Consider the following 25425-nt stretch of genomic DNA (forward strand, 5'->3'; position numbering starts at 1 on the left):
GAGATCATGACTGTGCTAGTCACCGGCGGCGCCGGCTACATCGGAAGTCATACGGTCCTGGCGCTGGCGGAAGCCGGCGAGGACGTCGTCGTGATCGACGATCTCTCCACCGGATTCTCCGCTTACTTGCCCGAAGGCGTTCCGCTGTTCATCGGCGATGCCGGTGATGAAAACCTGCTCGAAGGCGTGATCGCCCAGCACGACATCGAGAGCATCATCCATTTCGCAGGCTCGGTTGTCGTGCCGGATTCGATGCGTGATCCGCTCGGCTACTACCGCAACAATTTCACGACCGCGCGCAACCTGCTCAACGTGGCGGTCAAGCGCGGCATTGGCCGCTTCATCTTTTCCTCGACCGCCGCCGTCTACGGCAATCCGGACCAGATGCCGGTGCCCGAGCACGCGCCGACGCGGCCGCTGTCGCCCTACGGCTCGTCGAAGCTGATGACCGAGATCATGCTGCACGACGTCGCCGCCGCCTACGGCATGCAATACGTGACGTTGCGTTACTTCAATGTCGCCGGCGCCGATCCGCAGGCGCGCATCGGCCTTGCCACCGTCGGCGCCACGCACCTGCTCAAGATCGCGGTGGAGGCCGCCACCGGCCAGCGCGCCAAGATCGACGTGTTCGGCACCGACTATCCGACCCCGGACGGCAGCTGCATCCGCGACTTCATCCACGTCACCGACCTGTCGCAGGCCCATCGCTCGGCGCTGGCCTATTTGCGCAATGGCGGCGCCTCGACCACGCTGAATTGCGGCTATGGCCGCGGCTATTCGGTGTTGGAGACCATCGACGCGGTGCGCCGGGTTTCGGGCCGCAGCTTCGCCGTGCAATACGCCCCACGCCGGCCCGGTGACATCATGACCATGGTCGCCGACACCGGCCGCATCCGCAGCCTGCTCGACTGGCGGCCGCAATACGACGACCTAGAGACGATCGCAGCCCATGCGCTGGCCTGGGAGGACAAGCTGTTCCGCGAGCGCCACGGCGAGCTCCGCCACGCCGCCTCGGCCTAGAATCGTCCCAAGCGCAAGCCCTCAATTGGGCTTGAAAAACCCGGCTCGAGCGGGCACAGAGGCCCATCGATCCCTGACGCGCGGGCAGGCTTTGTCCTGCGCGGTCAATGGACACCGGATGGCCCAGTTTCCAAAGAAAATCACCGACGATCCCTACGCGGCAGCGGTCTTGATTCGCCGCCTGATCATGGAACAGGGGATCGCCTACTGGCGGCGCTATCTCGTTGCCTTCGCGCTGATGGCGCTGGCCGCCGGCGCGACCGCATGCGCGACCTATGTGCTCGGCCAGGTCATCAACCAGGCCTATGTCGACAAGAACATCCCGGGCATCGCGATGTTCTCAGGGATCACGGTGCTCCTGCTCTTCATCAAGGGCGTGGCAACCTACGGCCACATGGTGATCCTGACCAAGATCAGCAACGCGATCCTCGCCACCAACCAGCGCCAGCTGTTCGCAAAACTGATGCGCGAAAGCGTCGGCTTCTTCTCCGAGCGGCATTCGTCCGAGTTCCTGGCGCGGCTGACCGCCGGCGCAAAATCGATCACCGACGTGCTGAATATGCTGGTCAACGCCATCGGGCGCGATTTCTTGATGCTGCTCGCCATGATCGGCGTGATGGTGTGGCAGGACCCGCTGATGTCGTTCATCGGGCTCGTCGCGGTGCCGCCGGCGATGCTGGTGCTGCGCAAGCTGGTCAAGCGCATCAAGGGCCTCGCCTTCAACCAGTTCACCGGCACCGCCGACATCATGGAGACGATGCAGGAATCGCTGCAGGGCATCCGCACCGTCAAGGCCTTCACACTTGAAGAGACCATGCAGAAGCGCATCGACGAGAACATCGCGATCGTCGAGCGCAATGCCAACAAGATGGCCCGCGTCGCCAACCGCTCCAACCCGCTGATGGAAATGCTCGGCGGCTTCGCCGTCGCCGGCTGTCTGATGTATGGCGGCTACGCCGTGGTCGCGCTCAACGCCACTCCGGGCGCGTTCTTCTCCTTCATGACCGCCTTCCTGATGGCAACCGAGCCCGCCAAGCGGCTGGCGCGACTCAATATCGACCTCAATAGCCAGTTGGTCGGCGCGCGCATGCTGCTCGAGGTCGTCGACAGCCCCGCGAGCGAGCAGTCCGACGACGACAAGCCGGCGCTGAAGCTCTCCGACGCGCGGATCGAGCTGCGCGACGTCAGCTTCGCCTATCGTTCGGGCGAGACCGTGCTCAACCGCATGAGCTTCATTGCCGAGCCGGGCAAGGTGACTGCGCTGGTCGGCCCCTCCGGCGGCGGCAAGTCGACCGTGCTGGCGCTGCTTTTGCGCTTCTACGAGGTGACGCAGGGCGACATCGTGATCGACGGCCAGTCGATCGCCTCGGTCTCGCGCAAATCGCTGCGCGCGCAGACCGCCTATGTCGGCCAGGACGTCTACCTGTTCCGCGACACCATCCGGAGCAACATCGCCTTCGGCAAGCCGGGCGCCAGCGAGGACGAGATCATCGAGGCGGCAAAGGCGGCCTGCGCGCATGATTTCATCATGGGCTTTCCGCTCGGCTACGACACGCCCGTCGGCGAGCACGGCACGCAGCTCTCCGGCGGCCAGCGCCAGCGCATTGCGGTCGCGCGAGCGCTACTCAAGAACGCGCCGATCATCCTCTTGGACGAAGCCACCGCCGCGCTCGATTCCGAATCCGAGCGGCAGGTGCAGGAGGCGATCGAACATCTCTGCCGGAACCGCACCACCATCGTGATCGCGCACCGCCTGCACACCATCATGCACGCAGACAACATCCTGGTGGTCGAGGGCGGCGAGATCGTCGAGCAGGGCCGCCATGACGAGCTGCTCCGCCGCGGCGGCCGCTACGCCTCGTTCTTCCGGCTGCAACATCGGGACGCCGGCGCACTGGCGCCGATCAGCGCAACCGCATAGAGTTCCTTGTCAACCTCAAGAGCCGCGAGACCGCCTCATGAACGCCGCCTCCTACGTCATCCCGCTTCCGCCCCAGGCTTCGCTTCCCGTCGTCGGCGAGAGCGGTCGTTATCCGGTGCGCCGCATCTGGTGCGTCGGCCGCAACTATCTGGAGCACATCCGTGAGATGGGCAATGACGAGCGCGCGCCGCCGTTCTTCTTCGCTAAGCATGCCGACATGCTGGTGCCGGACGGCGCCACCATCCCCTATCCGCCGCTGACCAAGGATTTGCATCACGAGGTCGAGCTGATTGTCGCGATGAAGAGCGGCGGGCTCAACATCCCGGCCGAGAAGGCACTCGATCACGTCTACGGCTACGCCGTCGGCATCGACCTCACCCGCCGCGACCTCCAGATCGCCTCGCGCAAGAAGGAGCGTCCCTGGGAGATCGGCAAGTCGTTCGATTATTCGGCGCCCTGCTCCGCGATTCAGCCGGCCTCCAAGATCGGCCATCCCGCCAAGGGCAAGATCTGGCTGACGGTCAACGGCAAGGAAGCCCAGAAGGGCGATCTCACCGAGCTGATCTGGAACGTGCCCGAGATCATCTGGCAGCTCTCGCAGCAGGTGAAGCTCGCCGCCGGCGACATCATCATGACGGGCACCCCGGCCGGCGTGTCGCAGCTCCAGGTGGGCGACAAGCTCGAATGCGGCGTCGACGGCGTCGGCACGCTGAAGGTCGCGATCGGCCAGCCGGAATAGGCTGAGCTCGAGATCACAGAAAGGCGAAGCCCCGGACGTCGCGCCCGGGGCTTTTTTGCGGCCTCAAGCTCGCCGCTGATGCGCGCCCGCCGCGTTGATGTCCTTCCCGGTGTAATCGGTCATCATCGCGGTCGCGGCCAGCGTCATGACAGCGCAGATCGCGATGTAGATCGCGATCGGGGTCGCCGAGTGGAACGTGCCGAACAGCCATGTTGCGATCAGCGGCGCCGGGCCGCCGGCGATCACGGATGCAAGTTGATAGCCGAGTGAGGAGCCGCTGTAGCGCAAGCGTCCGGTAAAGCTCTCGGCAATCAAGGCGGCCTGCGGGCCGTACTGCATGTCGTGCGGGATCAGCGACAGGATGATCGCGAGGAAGATGATGACTGACGATCCGGTGTTGAGCATCGCGAAATAGATGAAGCCGAAGATGCCCGTCACGGCAGCGCCGATCATATACATGTTCTTGCGGCCGATCTGATCGGAGATATGTCCGCACAACGGGATCGAGACGAACGACAGCACCGAAGCCGAGAGCACCGCAGTCAGCAGGAAGTCGCGCGAAACGTGCAGGGTACCGATGCCGTAGGAGAAGACGAAGGCGGTGAAGATGTAGAACGGCGCCTGCTCCGACATCCGCGCGAAGGCCGAGAGCAGAATCTCCTTCGGATACTCCCGGATCACGGTCAGCATCGGGGTGCGGTCGACCTGTCGTTCGGCCACGAGCTTTGAGAACACAGGCGTTTCGAGAATGCCGAGCCGGATATAGAGGCCGACGCCGACCAGGATGATGCTGAGCGCGAACGGAATGCGCCAGCCCCACGCCAGGAACTGATCGCCCGCCATCTGGCTGAACGCCAGCACGGCGAGGTTGGCGAGGAATAGGCCACAGGGCACGCCGAATTGCGGCCATGAGGCGATCAATCCTCGCGATCGGTCGTTGCGGGCCCATTCCATCGACATCAGCACGGAGCCGCCCCACTCGCCGCCGACGCCGACGCCCTGAATGAATCGCAGCACGGTCAGGATCACGGCACCCCAGATGCCGATGCTCGCATAGGTCGGGACTATGGCCACCGCGGCGGTCGCTAGTCCCATCAAGAGCAGCGTCGCAATCAGCGTGGATTTGCGCCCAATGCGGTCGCCATAATGGCCAAAGATTGCTGCGCCAATGGGTCGCGCGACGAAGCCGACTGCGTAGATCGCGAACGCCTCCAGCGTGCCAACCCAGGGGTCGGACTTTGGAAAGAACAGCTTTGCGAAAACCAGCCCCGTGACGGTGCTGTAGAGGAAGAAATCATACCATTCGATCGCGGTCCCTACCGTGGACGCGATGACCGCGCGACGAAGCTGGCGCTGATGCTCGGATGCAGTAAGTCGGGTGGCATCAAGGTCGAGTGTTGCCATGGGAGCGTTTCCCTCGAACAGCCCCCCGGTTGCGCGTTTTCACCGGTTGTTTGCTGAGGAACAAACGAGCTTGGGTTCCAAGGGTTCCCCGCCGAGCTGGAACGAGAAGCTAGAACTTTAGTTGGCCTACAAAGCCGGCCGCGCCCGCTGCCGGGATGGCCTGGCTCTACCAGGCCTTCACCGGCCGATTGGCGTGGCTTGCCTGCGGCACGCCGCGATTGAGCGACATGTGCGAATGCACGCACAGCCATCCATCGCCGTTTCTTGCAAACACCATCGTCGCCCGGCCCGGCCGCGGAAACGCGCTGCCATCAGGGTGATAGCCGGTGCTCGTCCACGGCGCGATCACGGTCGCCATCGCTCCGTCTGGTGATGCCAGAACAGAGGTCTGATCGAGGACGAAACGGAAGTCACTCGTCTTGGGCCAGACGTTGTCCCATTGCGTCGAGACCCATTGATCGAGGCCGGGGATGACATCGTTATGCGTGCCGAAGGCGAGCACATCCGGATGGAAGAGCGGCCTCGCCGAGGCGTAGTCGACCTCGCGGACATAGCCCGCGAAGATTTCCAGCCACTGGCGGAAGAACTGCGTGATCTCCGCGTTAGCAATCGGCAAGAGCGCCATCGCGGACCATTCACCGCAGCGCCGACAGCACGATCAGCCCGAGGATCAGCGCCGTCAGCGAGTATTTGAGCGTGTAGTAGACGTTGCGGTTCCACTCCTTGACCTTGCGGCTGGCGAGATGGATCTCATAGAGCTTGCCGAACACCTTGTTGAGCACGCCGACATTCTCGCCGTCGACGTTCTGCGTCGCAGACGCCTTGACGATGTGATGGCTGACCCAGCGGTTGATCGCGGTCATGAAGCCGAACTTCATCGGACGCTCGACGTCGCAGAACAGGATGATGCGGTTGACGTCGGTCGCATTCTCCGCGCTGTGGATGAAGGTCTCGTCGAACATGAAGGCCTCGCCGTCGCGCCAGACGCATTCGACACCGTCGACGAGGATGCGGCACTTGTTCGAGTTCGGCGTGACCAGGCCGAGGTGATAGCGCAGCGAGCCCGCGAAGGGATCGCGGTGCGCGCCGAGCTTGCCGCCCGGCGGCAGCATCGCGAACATCGCGCCATGCACGCTGGGGATCGAATTGAGCAGCTCCACTGTCTTCGGGCACAGCGTGCGCGCCGAGGGCAGGAAGTCGTCGTACCATTTCAGGTAAAACCGCTTCCAGCCGCTCTTGAAGAAGGAATAGAAACCCCAGTCGTTGTTCTTGGCGGCGGCGCGGATGAAGCCCTCGTCGAACAGGCGCACGGCCTCGTCGCGGATGGTCTCCCAGTTCTCACTCAGGGGCTTCAGCTCGGGAAACTGATCGACCGAGATCACCGGCTTGTTGGGCACCGCCGAGCCTGCATACATCAGGACGTTGTACGGCGCGAGATAGGTCGAATGGTCGCCGAGCTGGCGCGCGAAGCGCAGCCGCTGCTTGCCGCGGAAATGAACGTAGATCGTCGACGCCGCAAGCACATAAAGAATGACAAGTTGCGGCGCAAAAAGCTGTTTCAGCATTTCCCCAATCCCGAGTGACCCAGCCGGGGTGTCGTGTAGCCCGGCCGGGCCGCACCGGCAAGATATCACCGGTGGGTTGCAATCACGCGCGAGAGAGCAAGGGGATGGAACTTGGGCCGAAACCGCCCGAATCAGGCCCGTGATAACGCCTGGAGCCCCTTGAAGGTCAGACGTTTGGGGTCGGTGACGCCGGCGAGGTAGAGACGGCGGATGAAGGCGATGACGGCGTCGCGGTCACAATCGGTCAGCGCGACGACGGCGTCGACCGCGATTCTCTGGGCTTCCATTGGGCTCACCTCGGCCTTGCGAGTAACCCGGCCGGGAGAGGCTAGGACTCATCCGTTAATCCGGCGTTAACCGTCGGGCGGGATGGCTGATTCAGACGGCGGCCGAATACGCAAGAAACATTCGCGCGCGCGGGACGCACCACCCGCCCCAACCACGGCAATATCCTGATTCCGATGCCGCTATTCGGCGCCGGACGTTCTCGCATTGCGTGTCAATGATTTTAGCAGTTCGGCCTGCTGTCGCACCAACTCACACTGCTTTCGCGCATGCGAGCTCGACAACTCGACCCACTGCGAGAGCGTTCTCACGCGGCTCAACTCGCGCGTATACTGCAGGGTAGCGCCTGCATTCACTTTCATCAATTCGAGCACGACAGCGTGACACTCGGCTGCAGCTCCGTCCAGGACGTCGCTTTCCGGGCTGGCAATATCCTTCGTATATTCGAACACATGCACGCCCAGCTTCATTGTCTCGAGGGCCCGCGTCTGCATCTCTTTGGCGATCTCCACGGCAAGAGCGGAGGTGCTGCTGGCATTTTGGAATTGCGTCGAAGCCAACTCCACCTTCGTAGATGCGCAAGTCGCGACGTTGTCGGTTGCCGCCGGAACGGTCGTCTCTGCAGGCACCATTCGCGCAGGTGTCTTTCGAGCAGGTGTCTTTCGAGCAGGCCGCTTGGCTGCCCGCTCGCTCCGGAGTTCATCGCCTCGTGGGACGGCGACCGGATCGGGCGGTATCTCCAAGAGGCTCTCGTCGATGCTACGGCTCGCCGCCGCAGTCAGGTCCACCAGCGACCGACGTCTGGCGCGTGCGCCATCAGCAGGCTGTCTCGACTGCGCCTTGCCCATGATGATTCGACTCCGTGAAGATGTGCTCCGAAATCCACCGCCACAGCCCAACGATCTCGTCCGGCGCAAACTCCGTGACGCCCAAGCCTACCCCGAGCGCGTCCTGGTGATCGTTGCGCTGTCCAATGAAGGGAAGCGCAAGCACGCCCAGCGAGTTGAGCGAAGTGGCAGCTTCACTCAGCCGGCACCCCCGTGTGGGCGTCTGATTGAGGATGAAGGCAAACCGGCGGTTACCCCTGCGAATGGCCAACAGCGTAGGGATGGCAGCTTCGATATCGGCCGGGCTCGGACGCGCCGGAATGAGACAGAAGTCGGCATTGGTGATGGCGCGCAGCGCCAAGGCATTATTCGTGGCGGCCGTGTCGATGATTGCGAGCCCAATCCCTTCGGCCCGTAGCCGAGAAAGCGCCGGCTCGATCTCCGCCGGATCGGCAACGCACTCGACACGGGGAAAGCAATTCTCGCGACGCTGTTTCCATTTCGAGATGGTGCCCTGCGCGTCGGCCTCAATGAGAGCGACGCGCTCTTCGCGTTCCATAGCGGCCACTGCAAGCCCAACGGCCAGCGTACTCTTGCCGCTTCCGCCTTTTTGCGTGACCAGAGCAAGCACGTGCACGTCCCGCGCTCCCATCAATGCCAGCGACGCGGAACTCAGGCGCTGTCGGAAGTAAATTGCATGCGACGCAGCAATACTACTTCAAGTCGCCGTTCGCCTCAAGCGATCGGCGGGTTCCTCCGGCAATATACGGAGATCAGGAATACCTCATCACGCCGTCGTCGATCCGGCCGAAGCGCAAGGAGAGGATGTCGAGCGCGTAATTTTGGTAGAGCCGCCACGGCCGCTTCGAGCCTTGCTTCGGCATCTTGGCGATCGAGCGCTGCACGTAGCCAGAGGTGAAATCGAGCGAGGGCTGCGCGGTGATGGTTGGATCGTCATTGTGCGGCATGCATTGCCGGAAATTGTGCCGGTCCATATAGTTGATGAGCCGGCAGACATATTCGCAGGTGAGATCGCATTTCAGGGTCCAGGACGCGTTGGTGTAGCCGAAGGCAGAGGCCATGTTCGGCACGTCGGCATACATCATGCCCTTGTAGGTCAGCGTTTTGGCGAAATCGACGGCGCGGCCATCGACGCTGACCTCGAGGCCGCCGACGACCTGGAGCACCAGCCCGGTCGCCGTCACGATGATGTCGGCGGCAAGCTCGCGGCCGTTCTTCAGGCGGATGCCAGCGCGCGTAAACGTGTCGATCTCATCGGTGACGACGGAGGCGCGCTGCTCGCGGATCGCCTTGAACAGATCGCCGTCCGGCACGAGGCAGAGCCGCTGGTCCCAGGGATTGTAGCGCGGCGTAAAATGGGTGGCGACATCGTAGTCGGGGCCCAGCGCGATTCTCACGCCCTTGAGGATGAGGTCCTTCACCTTGGCAGGTCGGCGCCGGCTGAGCTGGAAGAAGAACATCCCCCACATCACGTTGCGCCAGCGGATCAGATGATAAGCAAGGCGCGTCGGGAGATTGCGTCGCAATTTGTTGGCAACGGGATCCTGGGCCGGACGCGACACCACATAGGTCGGCGAGCGCTGCAGCATGGTGACCTGCGCCGCCTTCTTGGCGAGCTCCGGCACCAGCGTCACCGCTGTGGCGCCCGAGCCGATCACGACGACGCGCTTACCCGCGTAATCGATATCCTCGGTCCATTTCTGCGGATGCACAATGCGGCCGGCGAAATCCGCCACGCCCTTGAACTCCGGCGTATAGCCCGCCTCGTATTTATAATAGCCAGAGCACATGAATAGGAAATTGCAAGTGAAGCGCACGAGCTCGGTCGCGCCCTCGCCCGAGATGCGCTCAGCTTCCACCGTCCAGCGCGCGTCTGGTGTCGACCACGCCGCGCGCTTGACGCGATGAAGATACCGGATGTGCTTGTCGATGCCGTTCTCGACCGCGGTCTCGCGCACATAGTTCAGGATTTGCGGCCCGTCGGCGATGGCCTTCGGGTCGGTCCACGGCTTGAAGGAATAGCCCAGCGTGAACATGTCGCTGTCGGAGCGAATACCGGGATAGCGGAACAGGTCCCAGGTGCCGCCGATGCAGTCCCGTCCCTCCAGGATGACGTAGCTCTTGGCCGGGCATTTGGTCTGTAAATGATAGCCCGCGCCGATGCCGGACAGGCCGGCACCGACGATCAGCACGTCGAAATGTTCTTGAGACATCGTCTCTCCCGCCGTCGTCATGCCCCGGCTTGACCTGGCGTCACCGGGGCATCCAGTATTCCAGAGACGCCGCGACTTATCACGTCTGCCGCAGCGTACTGGATCGCCCGGTCAAGTGTTCAGCCCGGGGACATGACCGACGGGTGTTCGGGGACATAGCCGACACATTCTCCGCTCGCCAAGTCGATGATAGCGACTTGGTGGGCGGCAAAGAAGATCCCGTATTGCGCATCGTTTGCCGAGGGGCGGATGGCGAGGCGCTCGCCACGGAAGGCCTGTGGCACTTTCCAAAGACGTCCCTTGAAGCTGACATAGGCTTTGGTCGTGGAGACGCGGCGCACGATCTCATGGCTGTCGTATTCGACCTGTGGCAATCGATCGGGCATTGCTCGCTGGCTGGGCCGATATCGACTGGCCGGGACCTGTTGTCCGAGCGCCTCGTGTGGCCGTTCGAAGTTGTAGACTTCCCGCCAGGCGTCGAAGGCACGCTGCGTCTCTGCGAGATCGCGGAACTGTCGCAGTGCGAACACCTCAGCCGCGAGGGTGCGGTGGAATCGTTCATTCTTGCCGCGGCTTTGCGGGTGATATGGGCGGCTGTGGATGACGGCGACGCCAAGCTTGAGCAGCCACACCGAGAACCGTGTCCATCGCTCGCCGGAAGGATCACCCCAGGGCGAACCATTGTCGACGAAGAAAGCCTCCGGGAGCCCGTAGTGGCGAAAGGTCTTCTCCAAGCGGCGGCGCACGGTATCTGTGCGTTGATCGGCACAGGCCTGCAGGCACAGATCATAGCGGGAGTGGTCATCCACCACCGTCAGAGGATGGCACTGGGTATCATTGCCGAGCCGAACCCAGCCTTTGAAGTCCATCTGCCACAACAGATTGGGGGCCGGCATCTCGAAACGCTGGCTTGCCGTCGGGCCGCCGATCGGAGGCTTGATGCGGCCAGACCGACGCAACATCTGATGAACTGTTGAGACTGCTGGCGAACGCAAGCCATTGCGCTCCAGGCAGTGAGCTATCTTGCGAGCTCCCCATGCCGGATGGGCATCGCGTACCGCGAGAATACGTGCCTCAAGCTCGCAATCGGTCTGTCCCGGGCTCGCATGCGGTCGGCGCGAGCGGTCGTCGACATTCTGATCCGCTTGCCATCGTGCAAGCCATTTGTAGCCCGTGTCGGGATGGATATTGAACCGCGCAGAGCTCCCGCCGGTTCGCCCCCTCCTGCATCGCAAGCCGCACGAACTCCCGCCGCTGATCCATCACCGACACCTCTCGCCAGGGCATGGACTTGGCCTCCTTTACTGCCAAATCCCTGCACTATGATGTGTCGGCTATGTCCCCGAACACCCGTCGGTCATGTCCCCGGGCTGAACATCAAGCCGGGCGATGACAGTGGGGTTGTGGCGGGGCCCTGTCAATCTCGTTGCGAGCAGAAACTCGCAACGTCCGTAGCCTGCACTTAGCCGAAATCAGTACCGGTAGTGGTCCGACTTGTACGGACCTTCCACCTTCACGCCGATGTAGTCGGCCTGGTCCTTGCGGAGCTCGGTGAGCTTGACGCCGATCTTGGCGAGGTGCAGGCGGGCGACCTTTTCGTCGAGGGTCTTGGGCAGCACGTAGACCTTCTTCTGATATTTCCCGTCCTTGTTGTTGGCGAACAGCTCGATCTGCGCCAGCGTCTGGTTGGTGAAGGATGCCGACATCACGAAGGACGGATGGCCCATCGCGTTGCCGAGGTTCACGAGACGGCCTTCCGACAGCATGATGATGCGGTGCTTGTCGGGGAACTCGATCTCGTCGACCTGCGGCTTGATGTTGGTCCACTTCAGATTGCGGAGCGCCGCGATCTGGATCTCGTTATCGAAGTGGCCGATGTTGCACACGATGGCGCGATCCTTCATCGCACGCATGTGCTCGATGGTGATGATGTCCTTGTTGCCGGTCGCGGTGACGAAGATGTCGGCGCGGGGCGCGGCGTCTTCCATTGTCACGACCTCATAGCCTTCCATCGCGGCCTGCAGCGCGCAGATCGGATCGACTTCGGAGACCATCACGCGGCAACCCGCCTGGCGCAGCGAGGCCGCCGAGCCCTTACCGACGTCGCCGAAGCCCGCGACCATCGCGACCTTGCCCGACAGCATCACGTCGGTACCGCGACGAATGCCGTCGACCAGCGATTCCCGACAGCCATAGAGGTTGTCGAACTTCGACTTGGTGACGCTGTCGTTGACGTTGATGGCGGGGAACAGCAGCGTGCCCTTATTGGCCATCTCGTAGAGGCGATGCACACCCGTGGTGGTCTCTTCCGAGACGCCCTTGATGTTCTTGGCGATCTCGCCGAAATAGCCCTTCGGCTTCTCCTTCAGCAGGCGCTTGATCAGCGCGTAGAAGATCTCCTCTTCCTCGGAAGCTGGCTTGTCGAGGAACGCGGTGTCGCCGTTTTCGGCACGGACGCCGGCATGCACCAGCATGGTGGCGTCGCCGCCGTCATCGAGGATCATGTTCGGCGTGCCGCCGCCATGCCAGTCGAACAGCTTCGCGGTGTAGTCCCAGTATTCCGTGAGCGTCTCGCCCTTGACGGCGAAGACGGGAATGCCGGCGGCGGCGATCGCGGCCGCAGCGTGGTCCTGGGTCGAATAGATGTTGCAGGAGACCCAGCGGATGTCGGCGCCGAGGGCTGCGAGCGTCTCGATCAGCACCGCGGTCTGGATCGTCATGTGCAGGGAGCCGGCGATGCGCGCGCCCTTCAGCGGCTGCTTCGGGCCGAACTCCTCGCGGGTGGCCATCAGACCGGGCATTTCGGTCTCGGCGAGCGAGATTTCCTTGCGGCCGAAATCGGCGAGCGAAATGTCCTTGACGATGTAGTCGGTGAAGCCGGGCTTCGCGTTCATAGGGGGTTCCTGTTTGTTGGCTCGTCATTCCGGGGCGCTCGTAAAACGAGCGAACCCGGAATCTGGAGGATCAAGATTCCGGGTTCGCCGCCGCGGCGGCGCCCCGGAATGACGCAAGAAAACTAGAGCGCGCGCTTGAGCTGCTCGACGAGATCGGTCTTCTCCCAGGAGAAGCCGCCCTCGTTGTCGGGCGTGCGGCCGAAATGACCGTAGGCTGCGGTGCGCGCGTAGATCGGTCGGTTGAGGTCGAGATGGGTGCGGATGCCGCGGGGCGTCAGATCCATCGCCTTGGCGGCGGCCTTCTCGAGCTGGTCTTCCGACACCTTACCGGTGCCGTGCGTGTCGATGTAGATGGACAGCGGACGTGCCACACCGATGGCGTAAGCGAGCTGGAGCGTGCAGCGGTCGGCAAGACCGGCCGCGACGATGTTCTTGGCGACGTAGCGCGCGGCATAGGCCGCAGAGCGGTCGACCTTGGTCGGATCCTTGCCGGAGAACGCGCCGCCGCCATGCGGGGCCGCGCCGCCATAGGTATCGACGATGATCTTGCGGCCGGTCAGGCCGGAATCGCCATCGGGACCACCGATGTAGAACTTGCCGGTCGGGTTGATGTGCCAGATCGTCTTCGGCGTGATCCAGTCCTTCGGCAGCGCCTCGCGCACATAGGGCTCGACGATGTCGCGCACCTGCTTGGAGGTGAGGTCCTCGATCAGGTGCTGGTGCGACACCACGATCTCGCGCACGCCAACCGGCTTGCCGTTCTCGTACTGCACGGTGACCTGGCTCTTGGAATCCGGACCGAGCACCTTCTCCTTGCCGGAGTGTCGGGCTTCGGAGATCAGCCGCAGGATCTTGTGAGCGTAGAAGATCGGCGCAGGCATCAAATCCGGCGTCTCATTGGTGGCGTAACCGAACATGATGCCCTGGTCGCCTGCGCCTTCTTCCTTGACCTCGCCCGGCTGAAGTGCGTCGACGCCCTGGGCGATGTCCGCCGACTGCGGATGCAGCAGGATCTCGATATCGCAGGTCTTCCAGTGGAAGCCCTCCTGCTCGTAGCCAATGTCCTTGATCGCGCCGCGGACGACGCTCTCGATCTGCTCGTTGGTCACCGATTTCGGACCGCGGGTCTCACCGGCGATCACCACCTTATTGGTGGTCGCCAGCGTCTCGCAGGCGGCGCGGATGGCCCAAGGATCGATGCCCGCCTTCGGCCCTTCACGATAGAACAGGTCGACGATCTCATCGGAGATCCGGTCACAGACCTTGTCCGGATGGCCCTCGGACACGGACTCGCTGGTGAAGAGATAGGACGCGCGCATCAGTAACCCCTTGTTCCGCCGCTAGCCGGCGGGCTTTTGCGATGTTTACTTTTGATGATGTCAATCACGCCGACGCGAGATGACGTAGGATTCGTCGAGAAACCAGAGCCCATTGTACTTTCGCAGCACGTCCCTGGCGGCATCCAGAGTGCGGCCGTTTTGAGTCATTTCCGTCAACCGGTCGTCCTCAATCTGAGCGACATACACTGCCGCATTCCACGCTGCAAAGGCCGTAGAGGTTCCGATGGTGCCGGTGACCTCGTTGGGCAGCGCTTCCATATCATACCTGAAGATCGAACGGTTATCCGCATACGCATTAAAATTTAAGTCGCGGCCCACCGATCCAAGTTCATACTTAACTGCACGCAGTAGCTCATGGCGGCTGACCGAGAAAGGATTTTCTCCGGGCCAGATCGCCTGGATCATTTCCATACCGGGATCATGGCCGTGGGAGTGGATTCCGATCAGCCTGCCGCCCGGCCGAAGCGCCCGCGCCAGGGGTGCAATGATCCGCTTGGCCCGGAAATTGACCGAGGACAGGGCCCGGTAGGGCTGGGACGCGATGACGAGGTCGAAATTGGCTTCGGCCTGGCCCGGCCGCGGAATGGTCGAATCCAACAGGAATCTGTGGTCCTCGCGATAGAGCACGAGGACGACGGGCCGCTCGTAGAGCGGCATAGCCGTGCGTGGGCTGATCGCAGCGCGCCAGTTCTGCTCCAAGAACGGCCTCAGCTCCACGATCTGCTGCTCGAATTCGCCCGACGAAGCGCCGCGCAGCGGCACCTCGTGCCAGACGGTGGCAGCCGCCGCCGCAGGCGATGCAGGGGTGAGCCATGGCGCCTCCGCGTAAAACATGTTGGTGAAGACGAACACCGACGCCGGATGCTCGAAAATGCGGTCCGGCACCTTCTCCAGCGTCAGCCGCAGATCCTCCAGGCTGAGCTCCTTGCCGGCGACATAGAACGGCATGTGTGGAAAACGCTGGTGCGTTGCGCGCAGCACCCGCGCCAGCACCGTGCCGTCGCCGACACCCGCGTCGAACAGACGCAGGGCCGGCGGGCGCGGGTGGATGGATGAAAGCTCCAACGCAACCCGGTCCGCGATCACCCGCTTTTCGCTACAGGTGTGAACGAACAGCAGATATTTCTGACGGTTCTCGAAGAAGCGGAAATTGCCGCGCGGATCGCGCTTTTCCGGCGGCACCTGAAGTCCCCGCGGCGGCGGCACGCCGCCGGCCATCGATGCGGCCATATAGGCCTGGATCCGCTCCAGCGTGTCGATGGTGATGCGCTTTCCTTCGCGCAGGCGATGCACCAGCTTCCCATCGTTCACCGCGCGCCGGCCGAAGGTCGATTCCGCCATGTCAGCCTTGCGGCAGAACTCGGTGATCTGGCTCAGGATTTCGTCGTTCTTCATAAGTGGGAAGCGGTGGGCAGCTGGGTTGGGTCCCACCTCTTAGCAAATTCTGCCCACTCAGGGAATAGCGGATCGAGGCGCCGCGTTTCCCTGGGCGCGCCAGGGCGGGCGGAGCGGTGAACCCCTACGCACTCTTGGGCAACAAACAAGCGCTTCTCCTCACGGGACCATCGCCATGCGCCGTCTGCTCGTCGCACTCTGCCTGCTCACCGTCGCGCCGGGAGCCCTGCCCGCCTTCGGACAGGCGCGTAGTCAGCTCGGCCCGCTCTGCACTACCGAGACCACGCCGGCGGACCAGATGGTCGACGCCTGCACCAAGATCATCGCGCTGAAAGTCTTCAAGGGTGAACAACTCGCCACCGTCTATTTCTGGCGTGCGGTGGGCTGGAATAAGAAGGGCGACTACGCAAAGGTCATCGCTGATACCACGGAAGCCATCCGGCTCAAGCCGAGCCAGGCTGTCTACAACCTCAGGGGATCTGCCTATTTCGACAAGGGCGACTACGACATCGCGATCGCCGATTTCGACGACGCGCTGAAGCTCGGCCCGCCCAGCGGCATCATCTTCCACAATCGCGGCAACGCCTGGCGGGGCAAGCGCGACTACACCAAGGCGATCGCCGACTACGACATGGCGATCAAGTCAGATCCGAGATCGGCGTTCTCGTTCCAGAACCGAGGCATCTCGAAGGAAGCCCTCGGCGATCTCGACGGTGCACTCGCCGACGTCAACCAGGCGATCCGGCTTGATCCCTCGCTGCCGCAGCCGCTGATCACCCGTACCTCGATCTGGCGGGCCAAGGGCGATTTCGATCGCGCCATCGCCGACGGCAGCGAAGCGATCCAGCTCGCCAAGGAGAAGCCGCCGGTCAACATCATGACGCCGCCGAACAGCGTGCTGATATCGGGCTACACCCATCGCGCGCTGGCCTATGAGGCCAAAGGCGACTACGCACGCGCGCGCGACGACTACAAGGCGACGCTGGCTATCGTTGCGTCCGATGCCGGCAGCAAGGCTAGCCAGGCAACAGCAAAGGTTCGGCTGGCGCTGGTGACGGACGCCGCCGCGCCGATCCCGCGCGATACGCCCTCCCCTGCGACGCAGCCGGCGGCATCCCCTACCCCGCTGCAGACCGGCTCAGCACCGATTCCGTCGCCAGCTCCGGCCGTCCGCGGCGCACGCATGGCGCTGATCATCGGCAACGGCGCCTATGCGCACGTCAAGGCGCTGCCCAATCCGCCCAACGATGCGCGTGCGGTCGCGAAGAGCCTGCGCGACATCGGCTTCAGCGTGTCCGAGGGCGTCGATCTCGATCGCGCCGCGATGCAGAAGATGACGCGCGACTTTCTGCGCGAGGCGGCGCGGGCGCAGGTGGCGGTGGTCTACTATGCCGGCCATGGCGTGCAGGTCGACGGCCGCAACTATCTCATTCCCGTCGACGTCGCGCTCAAGCCGGGCGCGAACATGACGGAGGCGATGATCGACATGGACACGATCATGGCCGGCCTCGACGACCAGGTCCGCACCAACATTCTGATCTTCGATGCCTGCCGCAACAACCCGATGGCGCAGCAGGTCGCAACTGCCGGAAATAATCGCGGCATCGAGGGCGCCTCGGGCCTCGCCGCGCCAACGAGTCTCGGCACCGGTGCGACTTTAGGGGCCGGCACGCTGATCGCATTCGCGACCGCGCCGGGCCAGGTCGCGCTCGACGGCGAAGGCGCCAACTCGCCGTTCTCCGCCGCCCTCTCGCGTCATATCGGCACCCCCGGGCTGGAGGTGCAGCAGATGCTGACGCGGGTGCGGGCCGAGGTGGTCTCGACCACGAAGAACAAGCAGGTGCCGTGGTCGAATTCGTCGTTGCTGGGCGAGGTCTATCTGGCGGAGAAGTGAGATGGCCTCGTGCCCAGACGCAGCGCAGCGCTTCTTCAGCGGTGCGCTGCCGAGCCGAGGCCCATCTCTCCGCCACTCGGCTCGTTGCGTTCTGGATCGCGGCTCTGCGCAGCAACGCAAGAGCGTTGCAGCGCGTCCGGGACACAAGCGAGGTCGGCGGCGGGGCCTAGTTACCCCACACTTCCTTGGCGATTTCCACCGCCAAGCTCAGCTTGGCCCACTGCTCCTCCTCGGAGAGGATGTTGCCCTCCTCGGTCGAGGCGAAGCCGCATTGCGGGGACAATGCGAGCTGCTCCAAGGGAGCGAACTTGGCGGCTTCTTGCAGGCGGCGCTTGATGTCGTCCTTCTTCTCGAGCTCGCCGAACTTCGAAGTGATGACGCCGACCACGACGACCTTGTTGCCCTTGGGCAGGAAGCGCAGCGGTTCGAAACCGCCGGCTCGGTCGCTGTCGTACTCCAGGAAGTAGCCGTCGTAATTGGTGCCGGCGAGCAGGGTCTCGGCCACCGGCTCGTAGCCGCCCGAGGAGATCCAGGTCGAGCGGAAATTGCCGCGGCAGACGTGCGTCGTCACCACCATGTCGGCGGGCTTCTCCGCCAGGGCGTAGTTGATGATGCGGGCATAGATCTGCTGCAGGCCGTCCGGATTGTCGCCGCGCTCGCGCGCCTTCTGCAATTCATCCTGCGAGCAGAGATAGGCCCAGACGGTGTCGTCGAACTGTAGATAGCGACAGCCGGCGTCGTAGAACGCCTTCACCGCTTTGCGGTAGGTCCTACCGAGATCTTCGTAGAAGGCATCGAGGTCGGGATAGACGTCCTTCGAGATCGACTTCCGGCCGCCGCGGAAGTGCAGCACGGCCGGTGACGGGATCGTCATCTTGGCGGTGACGTGGGCCTGGTCGGCGACCTTCTTCAGGAAGCGGAAGTGATCCAGCATCGGGTGGTCATCGGGGAAGTCGAGCTTGCCGATGACGCGGACCGCATCGTGACGGGTCTGCACGCCCGTGAACTGGATGCCGGTGTCGGGGTGGAACAGCTCGCAGCCGGTGAGCTTGGCCAGGAAGTCGAAATGCCACCAGGAGCGGCGGAATTCGCCGTCCGTCGCGAGCTTGAGCCCAATCGAGGCCTGCTTGTGCACGACCTTCTCGATCTCCAAGTCCTCGATCTTGCGCAGATCGTCAGCCGAGATCTCGCCCTTCTCCAGTTTTGCACGGGCTTCCTTGATCTTGGCGGGGCGCAAAAGGCTGCCGACCTCGTCGGCACGGAAGGGGGCTTTGGTTCGCTGCATGTATTACTCCCTGCAAATTTTAGTGTGCCGCCGCCCCTGCCACTCCGAGATGGCGCTCCAGGACCGAGGGGTCCGCCTTCAGCGCAGCGCTCGGAGCGTCGTGGACGATCGTTCCGCGCTCCAATATCACAACGCGGTCCGCGAGCCCCAGAATCTTTTGGGCATTCTGCTCGACGATGATCGAGCAGATGCCTCCTGCCCGGGTGATGGTCCCGATCGCCTTCAGAAGCTCATCGACGATGATGGGGGCGAGGCCTTCGGTGGGCTCGTCCAGCAGCAGGACCTTCGGGTTGAGGGTGAGCGCGCGGCCGATCGCCAGCATTTGTTGCTCGCCGCCGGAGAGCTGGTTGCCAAAGTTGCTCCGCCGCTCCTTCAGCCGCGGAAACATCTCGTAGACCTTCTCCACCGTCCAGGGACCGGGTTGCGCCACCGCGGTCATGTTCTCTTCCACCGTGAGCGAGCGGAAGATGTTGCGCTCCTGCGGCACCCAACCGATGCCGGCGCGCGCCCGCTGGTCGGGCCGCATGGCCGTGACGTCGGTGCCGGCGAGCGTGATGCTGCCTGCGAAGCGGCGGGTGACGCCGACGATGGAGTTGATCAGCGTGGTCTTTCCGGTGCCGTTGCGCCCGAGCAGCGCGAGCACTTGCCCCTGCGCGAGGCGGAGCGTCATCTTCGGCAGCACCACGGCCTCGCCGTAGCCGGCGCGAAGTGAATCGATCGCGAGCAGGTCAGACATTGACCGCCTCCTCGCCGAGATAGACGGCCTTCACTTGCGGATCGCGCGCGACCTGCTCGGGAGGGCCTTCGGTCAGCAGCGCGCCCGAGACCAGCACCGAGATGCGATCGGCGAAGGAGAACACGAGGTCCATGTCGTGCTCGATCAAGAGCACGGTGACCTCGCGCGGCAGCGCGCCGACGACGGCGAGAATGTCGTGGCGCTCGCTCTCGGGCACGCCGGCGGCGGGCTCGTCGAGCAGCAGCACGCGTGGCTTGGCAGCAATGGCGACGGCAATCTCGAGCAGGCGCTGCTTGCCGTAAGGAAGCGTCACGGTCTGCTCGTTCATGACGTCGAGCAGATGGAAGCGCGTGAGCAACTCGGCGATCTCGCCGTTGACGTCGCCGCGCGTCCCCATCCGCCGCCACCAGTCGCCGCCATGGCCGAGGCGCTCTGAGACCGCAAGACCAATGGTCTCGAGCGGGGTCAGGTCGGGATAGAGCTGGTTGATCTGGAAGGTGCGCGACAGGCCGCGCAGCACGCGCTTGTGCACGGGCAAATCGGTGATGTCCTGGCCTTCGAGCAGAATGCGGCCCGAGTTCGGCTTCAGCACACCGGTGAGTTGGTTGATCACGGTAGTCTTGCCGGCGCCGTTGGGGCCGATCAACGCATGGCGGGCGCCCTGCTCGACCTTCAGGGAGAGATCGCGGGTGACCCGCAGGCCGCCGAACTGTTTTTCGAGATTCCGGGTCTCGAGCGCGATGGTCATGTGTCGCTCTCCGGGACGGCGACGACGGCTTTACGTCCCGCAACCTGCCTGATGATCAGGTTCGGCACATAGAGCACCCAGCGATGCAGGCGCTGGCGGCCGACCAGCACGATCACGACCAGCACGAGGCCGATCCAGAACTGCCAGTATTGCGGGGTGATCGTCGAGAACAATTCCTGCAGCATGCGGAACACCACCGCACCGATCACCCCGCCATAGAGATAGCCGGTGCCGCCGATGACGAGCACCAGCATCAGGTCTGCGGAACGCTCGAAGGCAAACACGTCGAGCGAGGCGATCGCGGTGGTCTGGGTGAACAGCGCCCCCGCAACGCCGGCATAGAACGCCGCCAGCGTGTAGATCGCGATCAGGCGGCGGTTGACGGGGATACCGATGGCCGCGGCACGCAACGGATTGTTCTTGATCGCGCGCAGCGACAGGCCGAACGGGGAATGGACGACACGGCGGGCGAGTAGGAACAGCACGAACAGCACAGCCAGCGAATAGAAGAAGCCGGCCTTGCCGAACATGTCGAACGGGATCTGGCCGAAAATCGGCTGCATCTCGATGCCCTGCAGGCCATCGGTGCCGCCGGTGACATTGGAGAAGCGTTCGGCGAGCGCCTCCAGCAGCAGCGCAATGCCGAGCGTCACCATCAGACGCGTCAGATCGACGCCGCGGATTACCAGGAAGCTGGTGCCGAAACCGAGCACCATCGCGGCAAGGCCCGCGACGACGAGCGCGAGCACGGGCTCGTTGATGATCCCGTGCAGCGCAAGCAGCCCCGCGGCATAGGCGCCGACGCCGAAGAAGGCGGCATGGCCGAGCGAGACGATGCCGGCATAGCCGAGGATCAGATCGAGCGACATCGCAAACAGCGCCAGGCGCAGGATGTCGGTCATGATCAGATAGCGCGACGGAAACAGAAAGCCACAGGCCAGCACGATGAGCCAGAAGGCGACTTCGCCGTAGTGCCAGCGCGCCTGGCGCTGGGCGTGGTACCCGACGTCGGAAGCAGCGGTCATCGGCGAACTCAACGGGCGGCCGTGCGGCCGAACAGGCCGTTCGGGCGCCAGATCAGAATCACGATCATCATGGTGTAGATCACGAAGGGTCCCATCTTCGGCACGTAATATTTGCCGGCGACGTCGCCGATGCCGAGCAGCAGCGACGCCAGGAACGGGCCTGTTATTGAGGAGGAGCCGCCGACGGTGACCACGATCAGGAAGTAGATCATGAACTTCAGCGGGAAATATGGGTCGAGGCCGAGGATTTCGGCGCTCAACGCGCCGCCGAGGCCGGCAAGCCCGCAACCAAACGCAAAGGTGAAGGCGAACACTTGCGGCACGTTGATGCCGAGACCGCTGGCGGCGCGGGGATCGTCGACCGCGGCGCGCAGACGGCTGCCGAAGCGGGTCTTGGCCAGCACCATCTGCAGGCCGATGGTCAGCAGGCCGCAGATCACGATGATCATCAGCCGGTAGCGGCCGATGCCGATGCCGAACACGTCGAACTGGCCCTGGAGTGCGGCGGGTAAATTGATGAAGACGCGCGAGGAGCCCTGGATGTAGTCGACCGCCGCCACCGACATGAAGGTCAGGCCGATGGTGAACAGCACCTGGTCGAGATGGCTGCGGGTATAGAGATGCCGGTAGAGCGAGCGCTCCAGTACGATGCCGATCGCGGCGGCCGAGACGAAGGCGAGCGGCAGCGCGGCGAAGAACGGCCAGCCCATCCGGTTGACCAGCACCATGCAGACATAGCCGCCGGCCATCGCGAAGGCGCCGTGGGCAAGATTGACGAAGTTCATCAGGCCGAGCGTGACCGCGAGCCCGCAGGCGAGCACGAACAACAGCATGCCATAGGCAACGCCATCGAACAGGTTGGTGAGGATTGCGGTCATCGATGACAGTCGTTGTCGAGAAAATATTACTCCAAGCGGAGTAGGCTACTGTGCTCCCTCTCCCGCTTGCGGGAGAGGGCTGGGGAGAGGGCATCTGCGCAACGGGACAATCCCCGTATTGAGAGAACCCTCACCCGGCGCTGCGCGCCGACCTCTCCCGCAAGCGGGAGAGGTTTAGAAGAGCGCGTCACTTCTTGGTCTTGCCGAGATCCTTGACGGCCTCGAAGGTCGCGAACTCGACATTGTAGAGCTCGCCGTCGACCTTCTCGACCTTGCGAATGTAGATGTTCTGCACGATGTCGCGGGTCTCGGGGTCGATCGAGATCGGGCCGCGCGGGCTCTCCCATTTCTGGCCCTTCATCGCCTCGATCAGCTTGTCGCCGTTGGTGTCGCCACCCGTCTTCTTCAGCGCCTCATAGATCAGGTGGATGCCGTCATAGCCGCTCACGGCCATGAAGCCCGGACGATTGCCGAAGGCCTTCTTGTAGGCCGCGACGAAATCCTTGTTCATCTGCGAGGGATGCGCCGCGGAATAGAGGTGCGCGGTGACCGTGCCGAGCACGGCATCACCCATGTTGTTGAGCAAATCGTCATCAGTGACGTCGCCGGGTCCGATCACCTTGATGCCGGCCTTATCGAGGCCGCGCTCGGCATATTGCTTCATGAAGTTGCCGCCCTGGCCCGCGGGCACGAACACGAAGATCGCGTCGGGCTTGGCATCCTTCATGCGCTGGAGGAACGGCGCGAAGTCGGGATTTTGCAAGGGCACCTTGACCTCTTCGACCACCTCGCCCCCGCCGGCGGTGAAATGCTGCTTGAAGAAGTTCAGCGCGTCATTGCCGGGCGCATAATCCGAGGTCAGCGTCGCCACCTTCTTGATGCCGTTCTTCACGGCCCAGTCGCCGATGATGGTCGAGGACTGCGCCAGCGTGAAGCTGGTGCGCACGATGTAGGGGGAGCGCTCCGTGATGATGGAGGTGCCGGCCGCCATTACGACTTCCGGGATCTTGGCCTGCGTCGCCAGCGGCGCGGCGGCAAGGGCTGCCGGCGTCACGCCGAAGCCGGCGATGAAGTTGACCTTGTCGTTGACGATCAACTCCTGCGCGGCGGTCTTGGTCTTGTCAGGAATCGCGGCATCGTCCTTGAGGATGATCTCGACCTTCTTGCCGGCGACGGTGTCGCCCTTCTGCTGCATGTAGAGCTTGATCGCGTTCTCGATCTGCTTGCCGGTCGAGGCCTGGCCGCCAGTCATTGGCAGGATCAGGCCGACCTTGATGCTGTCCTCGGCCTTGGCGGAGGCGACGGCCGCAAGGGCTGCGATGACGGCCGCTGCTGCGGCTCGTGGAAAAATCTTGCGTTCGAACATCGGATGTCCCTCCCCTTCATTCCTGACCTGTTGTGCGCCGGACCGCGTGCCCGGTCCTTGCCGCGCTTGACTCACGGATAAGCCATGCCGCGCGGCCACATGGCGTCCTCTGCAACCCCGTTGTCAATCGGACGTTGGGCGACCATTCGGCGCAAGCCGCGTGATCCGCCTCAACGACGGCAGGAGATTTGTACATTTGTACAAATAACATGGTCCTGTCAACGAAGAAGCCCTTGTCGGGTGATGCCCCGAAGAAGCCCTTATCGGGTGATGCCCCATTTTACGAAGGCCCGCGCAACTCGTTGATGGAAGATTCCGCCTCTCATTTGCAGAATCCGGACATCTCACGTGCTTCGCGGCGAGACATCCGGCGGCTCTCACCGAATGAGCACGAGTGAATACGTGATGTATACCGTATCAGCTAGACTGAACGCCTCAAGCCCCGCAATATGCCTACCATAATACCTTTTTGTATACAGAGGCGCCAATCTTGGAATAAACCAATTTTACATATTGAAAGTTATAGTTCGCCGCTGACGCCCATCCGGCGCCCCCCTTATTCGCGCCCGATCGGCACGACCTAGAAGATGTCCATGCGTTCCTGTTCGCTTTCGATCGCTGCTGCAGTCGCCCTGCTCGCGTCCAACCTTGCAGGCTGCGGCACGGTCAACGAGAAGCTCTCGGCCGGCATGGGCGACTACGTCCCGCAATGGGCCGGCGGCCTGCCGGCCGATGCGCCGCCGCGACCGGGCACACCGCAATATGATGCCTACATGAAGGAACGCGAACGCAAGCGGCTGATGCCGGCGGCCGATCGCGAGAAAGAAGAGCAGGCCCAGAAGGGGGCGACGGCAACGACGTCGGCTGGCGCGGTGCGCTGATGGATACCTGTCATTCCGGGGCGCCTCACAGGCGAACCCGGCACCTCGAGGTTCTCTGGTGCGCAATTGCGCACCATCGTTCGCGCTTCGCGCGTCCCGGAACGACAGTACCCTAATCCACGAACACCACCGTCTTGCGGCCGTTGAGGATGACGCGATCATCGAGATGGTAGCGGATGGCCCGTGCCAGCACGCGGCGCTCGATGTCGCGGCCCTTGCGGACCAGATCTTCCGGCGTGTCGCGATGGCTGATGCGCTCGACGTCCTGGTCGATGATCGGGCCCTCGTCGAGGTCGCGCGTGACGTAATGCGCGGTGGCGCCAATCAGCTTCACCCCGCGCTCATGCGCCTGGTGATAGGGTTTTGCGCCTTTGAAGCCAGGCAGGAACGAGTGGTGAATGTTGATGCAGCGCCCCGACAGCTTTGCCGAGAGATCGTCCGACAGGATCTGCATGTAGCGGGCGAGCACCACCAGATCGGTCTTCGTCTCGCCGACGAGATCCATGATCTGCGCCTCCTGCTCGCGCTTGGTCTCCTTGGTGACAGGCAGGTGGTGGAAGGGGATACCGCCGAAATCGAGCCCGGCATAGACCTCGCGCGGATGGTTGGAGACGATCGCGGTCGGTATCATCGGCAATTCGCCGGTGCGCCAGCGATAGAGGATGTCGACCAGACAGTGGTCGGATTTCGACACCAGCAGCATCACCTTGCGATGCGCAGCCCGGTCGCGCATCTGCCACTCCATGCCGAAACGCTCGGCGATCGCGGCAAAGCCGGTCTGGAGCGCCGACAATTCCACGGCAAGATCGGCCGCCGTGAACACCACCCGCATGAAGAACTTCTCGGTCTCGACGTCGTCAAACTGCTGGGCGTCGAGGATGTTCTGTCCGTTGTGGGCAAGGAACGTCGACACCGCGGAGACGATGCCGGGGCGATCCGGACAGGACAGGGTCAGGACATATTGATGATCGGGCATATTGATGAACAG

Annotated in this window: 22 protein-coding genes and 1 pseudogene; 5 read left to right on the forward strand and 18 right to left on the reverse strand. The window is 63.3% G+C overall.

What is annotated here, in order from left to right; genetic code table 11:
- The first annotated feature begins 6 nt into the window (after positions 1-6).
- From galE to P6U28_RS20420, 3 genes are all read left to right on the forward strand, one after another.
- Entirely contained in the window at positions 7-1020 is a 1014-nt protein-coding gene (gene galE / locus P6U28_RS20410) for a UDP-glucose 4-epimerase GalE (RefSeq protein ID WP_122402354.1), read from the forward strand.
- A gap of 118 nt (positions 1021-1138) precedes the next feature.
- Positions 1139-2941, forward strand: a complete 1803-nt coding sequence (locus tag P6U28_RS20415) for an ABC transporter ATP-binding protein (protein WP_407119693.1) — start codon at positions 1139-1141, stop codon at positions 2939-2941.
- Positions 2942-2978: 37 nt separating this feature from the next.
- Positions 2979-3680, forward strand: a complete 702-nt coding sequence (locus P6U28_RS20420; protein WP_122402352.1) for a fumarylacetoacetate hydrolase family protein — start codon at positions 2979-2981, stop codon at positions 3678-3680.
- A 63-nt stretch (positions 3681-3743) separates the two neighbouring features.
- On the opposite strand, the gene P6U28_RS20425 is transcribed toward P6U28_RS20420, so the two are convergent.
- From P6U28_RS20425 to P6U28_RS20475, 11 genes and pseudogenes are all read right to left on the reverse strand, one after another.
- On the reverse strand, positions 3744-5084 hold the full coding sequence (locus P6U28_RS20425) for an MFS transporter (RefSeq protein WP_122402351.1): 1341 nt from the start codon (positions 5082-5084) through the stop codon (positions 3744-3746).
- Positions 5085-5250: 166 nt separating this feature from the next.
- Positions 5251-5709 (reverse strand): YybH family protein, encoded by a 459-nt coding sequence (locus P6U28_RS20430; RefSeq protein WP_407119694.1) that lies wholly within the window; start codon positions 5707-5709, stop codon positions 5251-5253.
- 10 nt (positions 5710-5719) lie between these two features.
- Positions 5720-6649 carry an aspartyl/asparaginyl beta-hydroxylase domain-containing protein gene (locus P6U28_RS20435; RefSeq protein WP_122402349.1) on the reverse strand — a complete coding sequence of 310 codons (930 nt, stop codon included), beginning with the start codon at positions 6647-6649 and terminating at the stop codon, positions 5720-5722.
- 131 nt (positions 6650-6780) lie between these two features.
- Positions 6781-6936, reverse strand: a complete 156-nt coding sequence (locus P6U28_RS20440; RefSeq protein WP_007612486.1) for a hypothetical protein — start codon at positions 6934-6936, stop codon at positions 6781-6783.
- A gap of 180 nt (positions 6937-7116) precedes the next feature.
- A complete protein-coding gene (locus P6U28_RS20445; RefSeq protein WP_407119695.1) occupies positions 7117-7782 on the reverse strand; it encodes a hypothetical protein in 666 nt (221 codons plus the stop codon).
- A complete protein-coding gene (locus P6U28_RS20450) occupies positions 7751-8392 on the reverse strand; it encodes an AAA family ATPase (protein ID WP_407119696.1) in 642 nt (213 codons plus the stop codon). Before P6U28_RS20450 ends, P6U28_RS20445 begins: the two co-directional genes overlap by 32 nt.
- A gap of 142 nt (positions 8393-8534) precedes the next feature.
- Positions 8535-9995 (reverse strand): NAD(P)/FAD-dependent oxidoreductase, encoded by a 1461-nt coding sequence (locus P6U28_RS20455; protein WP_129146169.1) that lies wholly within the window; start codon positions 9993-9995, stop codon positions 8535-8537.
- A gap of 119 nt (positions 9996-10114) precedes the next feature.
- Positions 10115-11282: pseudogene (locus P6U28_RS20460) on the reverse strand (IS481 family transposase).
- A gap of 185 nt (positions 11283-11467) precedes the next feature.
- Positions 11468-12889, reverse strand: coding sequence for an adenosylhomocysteinase (ahcY, locus tag P6U28_RS20465; RefSeq protein ID WP_122402346.1), 1422 nt, complete (start codon positions 12887-12889; stop codon positions 11468-11470).
- Positions 12890-13011: 122 nt separating this feature from the next.
- Entirely contained in the window at positions 13012-14208 is a 1197-nt protein-coding gene (gene metK / locus P6U28_RS20470; protein WP_122402345.1) for a methionine adenosyltransferase, read from the reverse strand.
- A gap of 60 nt (positions 14209-14268) precedes the next feature.
- Positions 14269-15624, reverse strand: a complete 1356-nt coding sequence (locus tag P6U28_RS20475) for a hypothetical protein (RefSeq protein ID WP_122402344.1) — start codon at positions 15622-15624, stop codon at positions 14269-14271.
- A 175-nt stretch (positions 15625-15799) separates the two neighbouring features.
- On the opposite strand from P6U28_RS20475, the gene P6U28_RS20480 reads away from it, so the two are divergent.
- Positions 15800-17518, forward strand: a complete 1719-nt coding sequence (locus P6U28_RS20480) for a caspase family protein (protein WP_407119697.1) — start codon at positions 15800-15802, stop codon at positions 17516-17518.
- Positions 17519-17684: 166 nt separating this feature from the next.
- Here the strand turns inward: P6U28_RS20480 and P6U28_RS20485 are convergent, their stop codons facing one another.
- From P6U28_RS20485 to P6U28_RS20510, 6 genes are all read right to left on the reverse strand, one after another.
- Positions 17685-18803, reverse strand: a complete 1119-nt coding sequence (locus tag P6U28_RS20485; protein WP_407119698.1) for a cobalamin-independent methionine synthase II family protein — start codon at positions 18801-18803, stop codon at positions 17685-17687.
- Positions 18804-18822: 19 nt separating this feature from the next.
- On the reverse strand, positions 18823-19539 hold the full coding sequence (locus P6U28_RS20490) for an ABC transporter ATP-binding protein (RefSeq protein ID WP_407119699.1): 717 nt from the start codon (positions 19537-19539) through the stop codon (positions 18823-18825).
- Positions 19532-20287, reverse strand: a complete 756-nt coding sequence (locus P6U28_RS20495; protein WP_407119700.1) for an ABC transporter ATP-binding protein — start codon at positions 20285-20287, stop codon at positions 19532-19534. Before P6U28_RS20495 ends, P6U28_RS20490 begins: the two co-directional genes overlap by 8 nt.
- Complete coding sequence (locus tag P6U28_RS20500) at positions 20284-21312, reverse strand: branched-chain amino acid ABC transporter permease (protein WP_407119701.1); 1029 nt, start codon at positions 21310-21312, stop codon at positions 20284-20286. The genes P6U28_RS20495 and P6U28_RS20500 overlap by 4 nt, the downstream gene beginning before the upstream one ends.
- Positions 21313-21320: 8 nt before the next feature.
- Entirely contained in the window at positions 21321-22190 is an 870-nt protein-coding gene (locus P6U28_RS20505) for a branched-chain amino acid ABC transporter permease (RefSeq protein ID WP_122402338.1), read from the reverse strand.
- Positions 22191-22377: 187 nt separating this feature from the next.
- Entirely contained in the window at positions 22378-23556 is a 1179-nt protein-coding gene (locus tag P6U28_RS20510; protein ID WP_122402337.1) for an ABC transporter substrate-binding protein, read from the reverse strand.
- A 587-nt stretch (positions 23557-24143) separates the two neighbouring features.
- Between P6U28_RS20510 and P6U28_RS20515 the strand changes: the two genes are divergently transcribed.
- Positions 24144-24437, forward strand: a complete 294-nt coding sequence (locus tag P6U28_RS20515; RefSeq protein WP_407119702.1) for a hypothetical protein — start codon at positions 24144-24146, stop codon at positions 24435-24437.
- A gap of 112 nt (positions 24438-24549) precedes the next feature.
- On the opposite strand, the gene purU is transcribed toward P6U28_RS20515, so the two are convergent.
- Complete coding sequence (purU, locus tag P6U28_RS20520) at positions 24550-25413, reverse strand: formyltetrahydrofolate deformylase (protein ID WP_407119703.1); 864 nt, start codon at positions 25411-25413, stop codon at positions 24550-24552.
- Between the last annotated feature and the right edge of the window lie 12 nt (positions 25414-25425).

Origin of the sequence: Bradyrhizobium sp. STM 3561 (assembly GCF_045571455.1) — a bacterium.
GTDB classification, from domain to species: domain Bacteria; phylum Pseudomonadota; class Alphaproteobacteria; order Rhizobiales; family Xanthobacteraceae; genus Bradyrhizobium; species Bradyrhizobium vignae.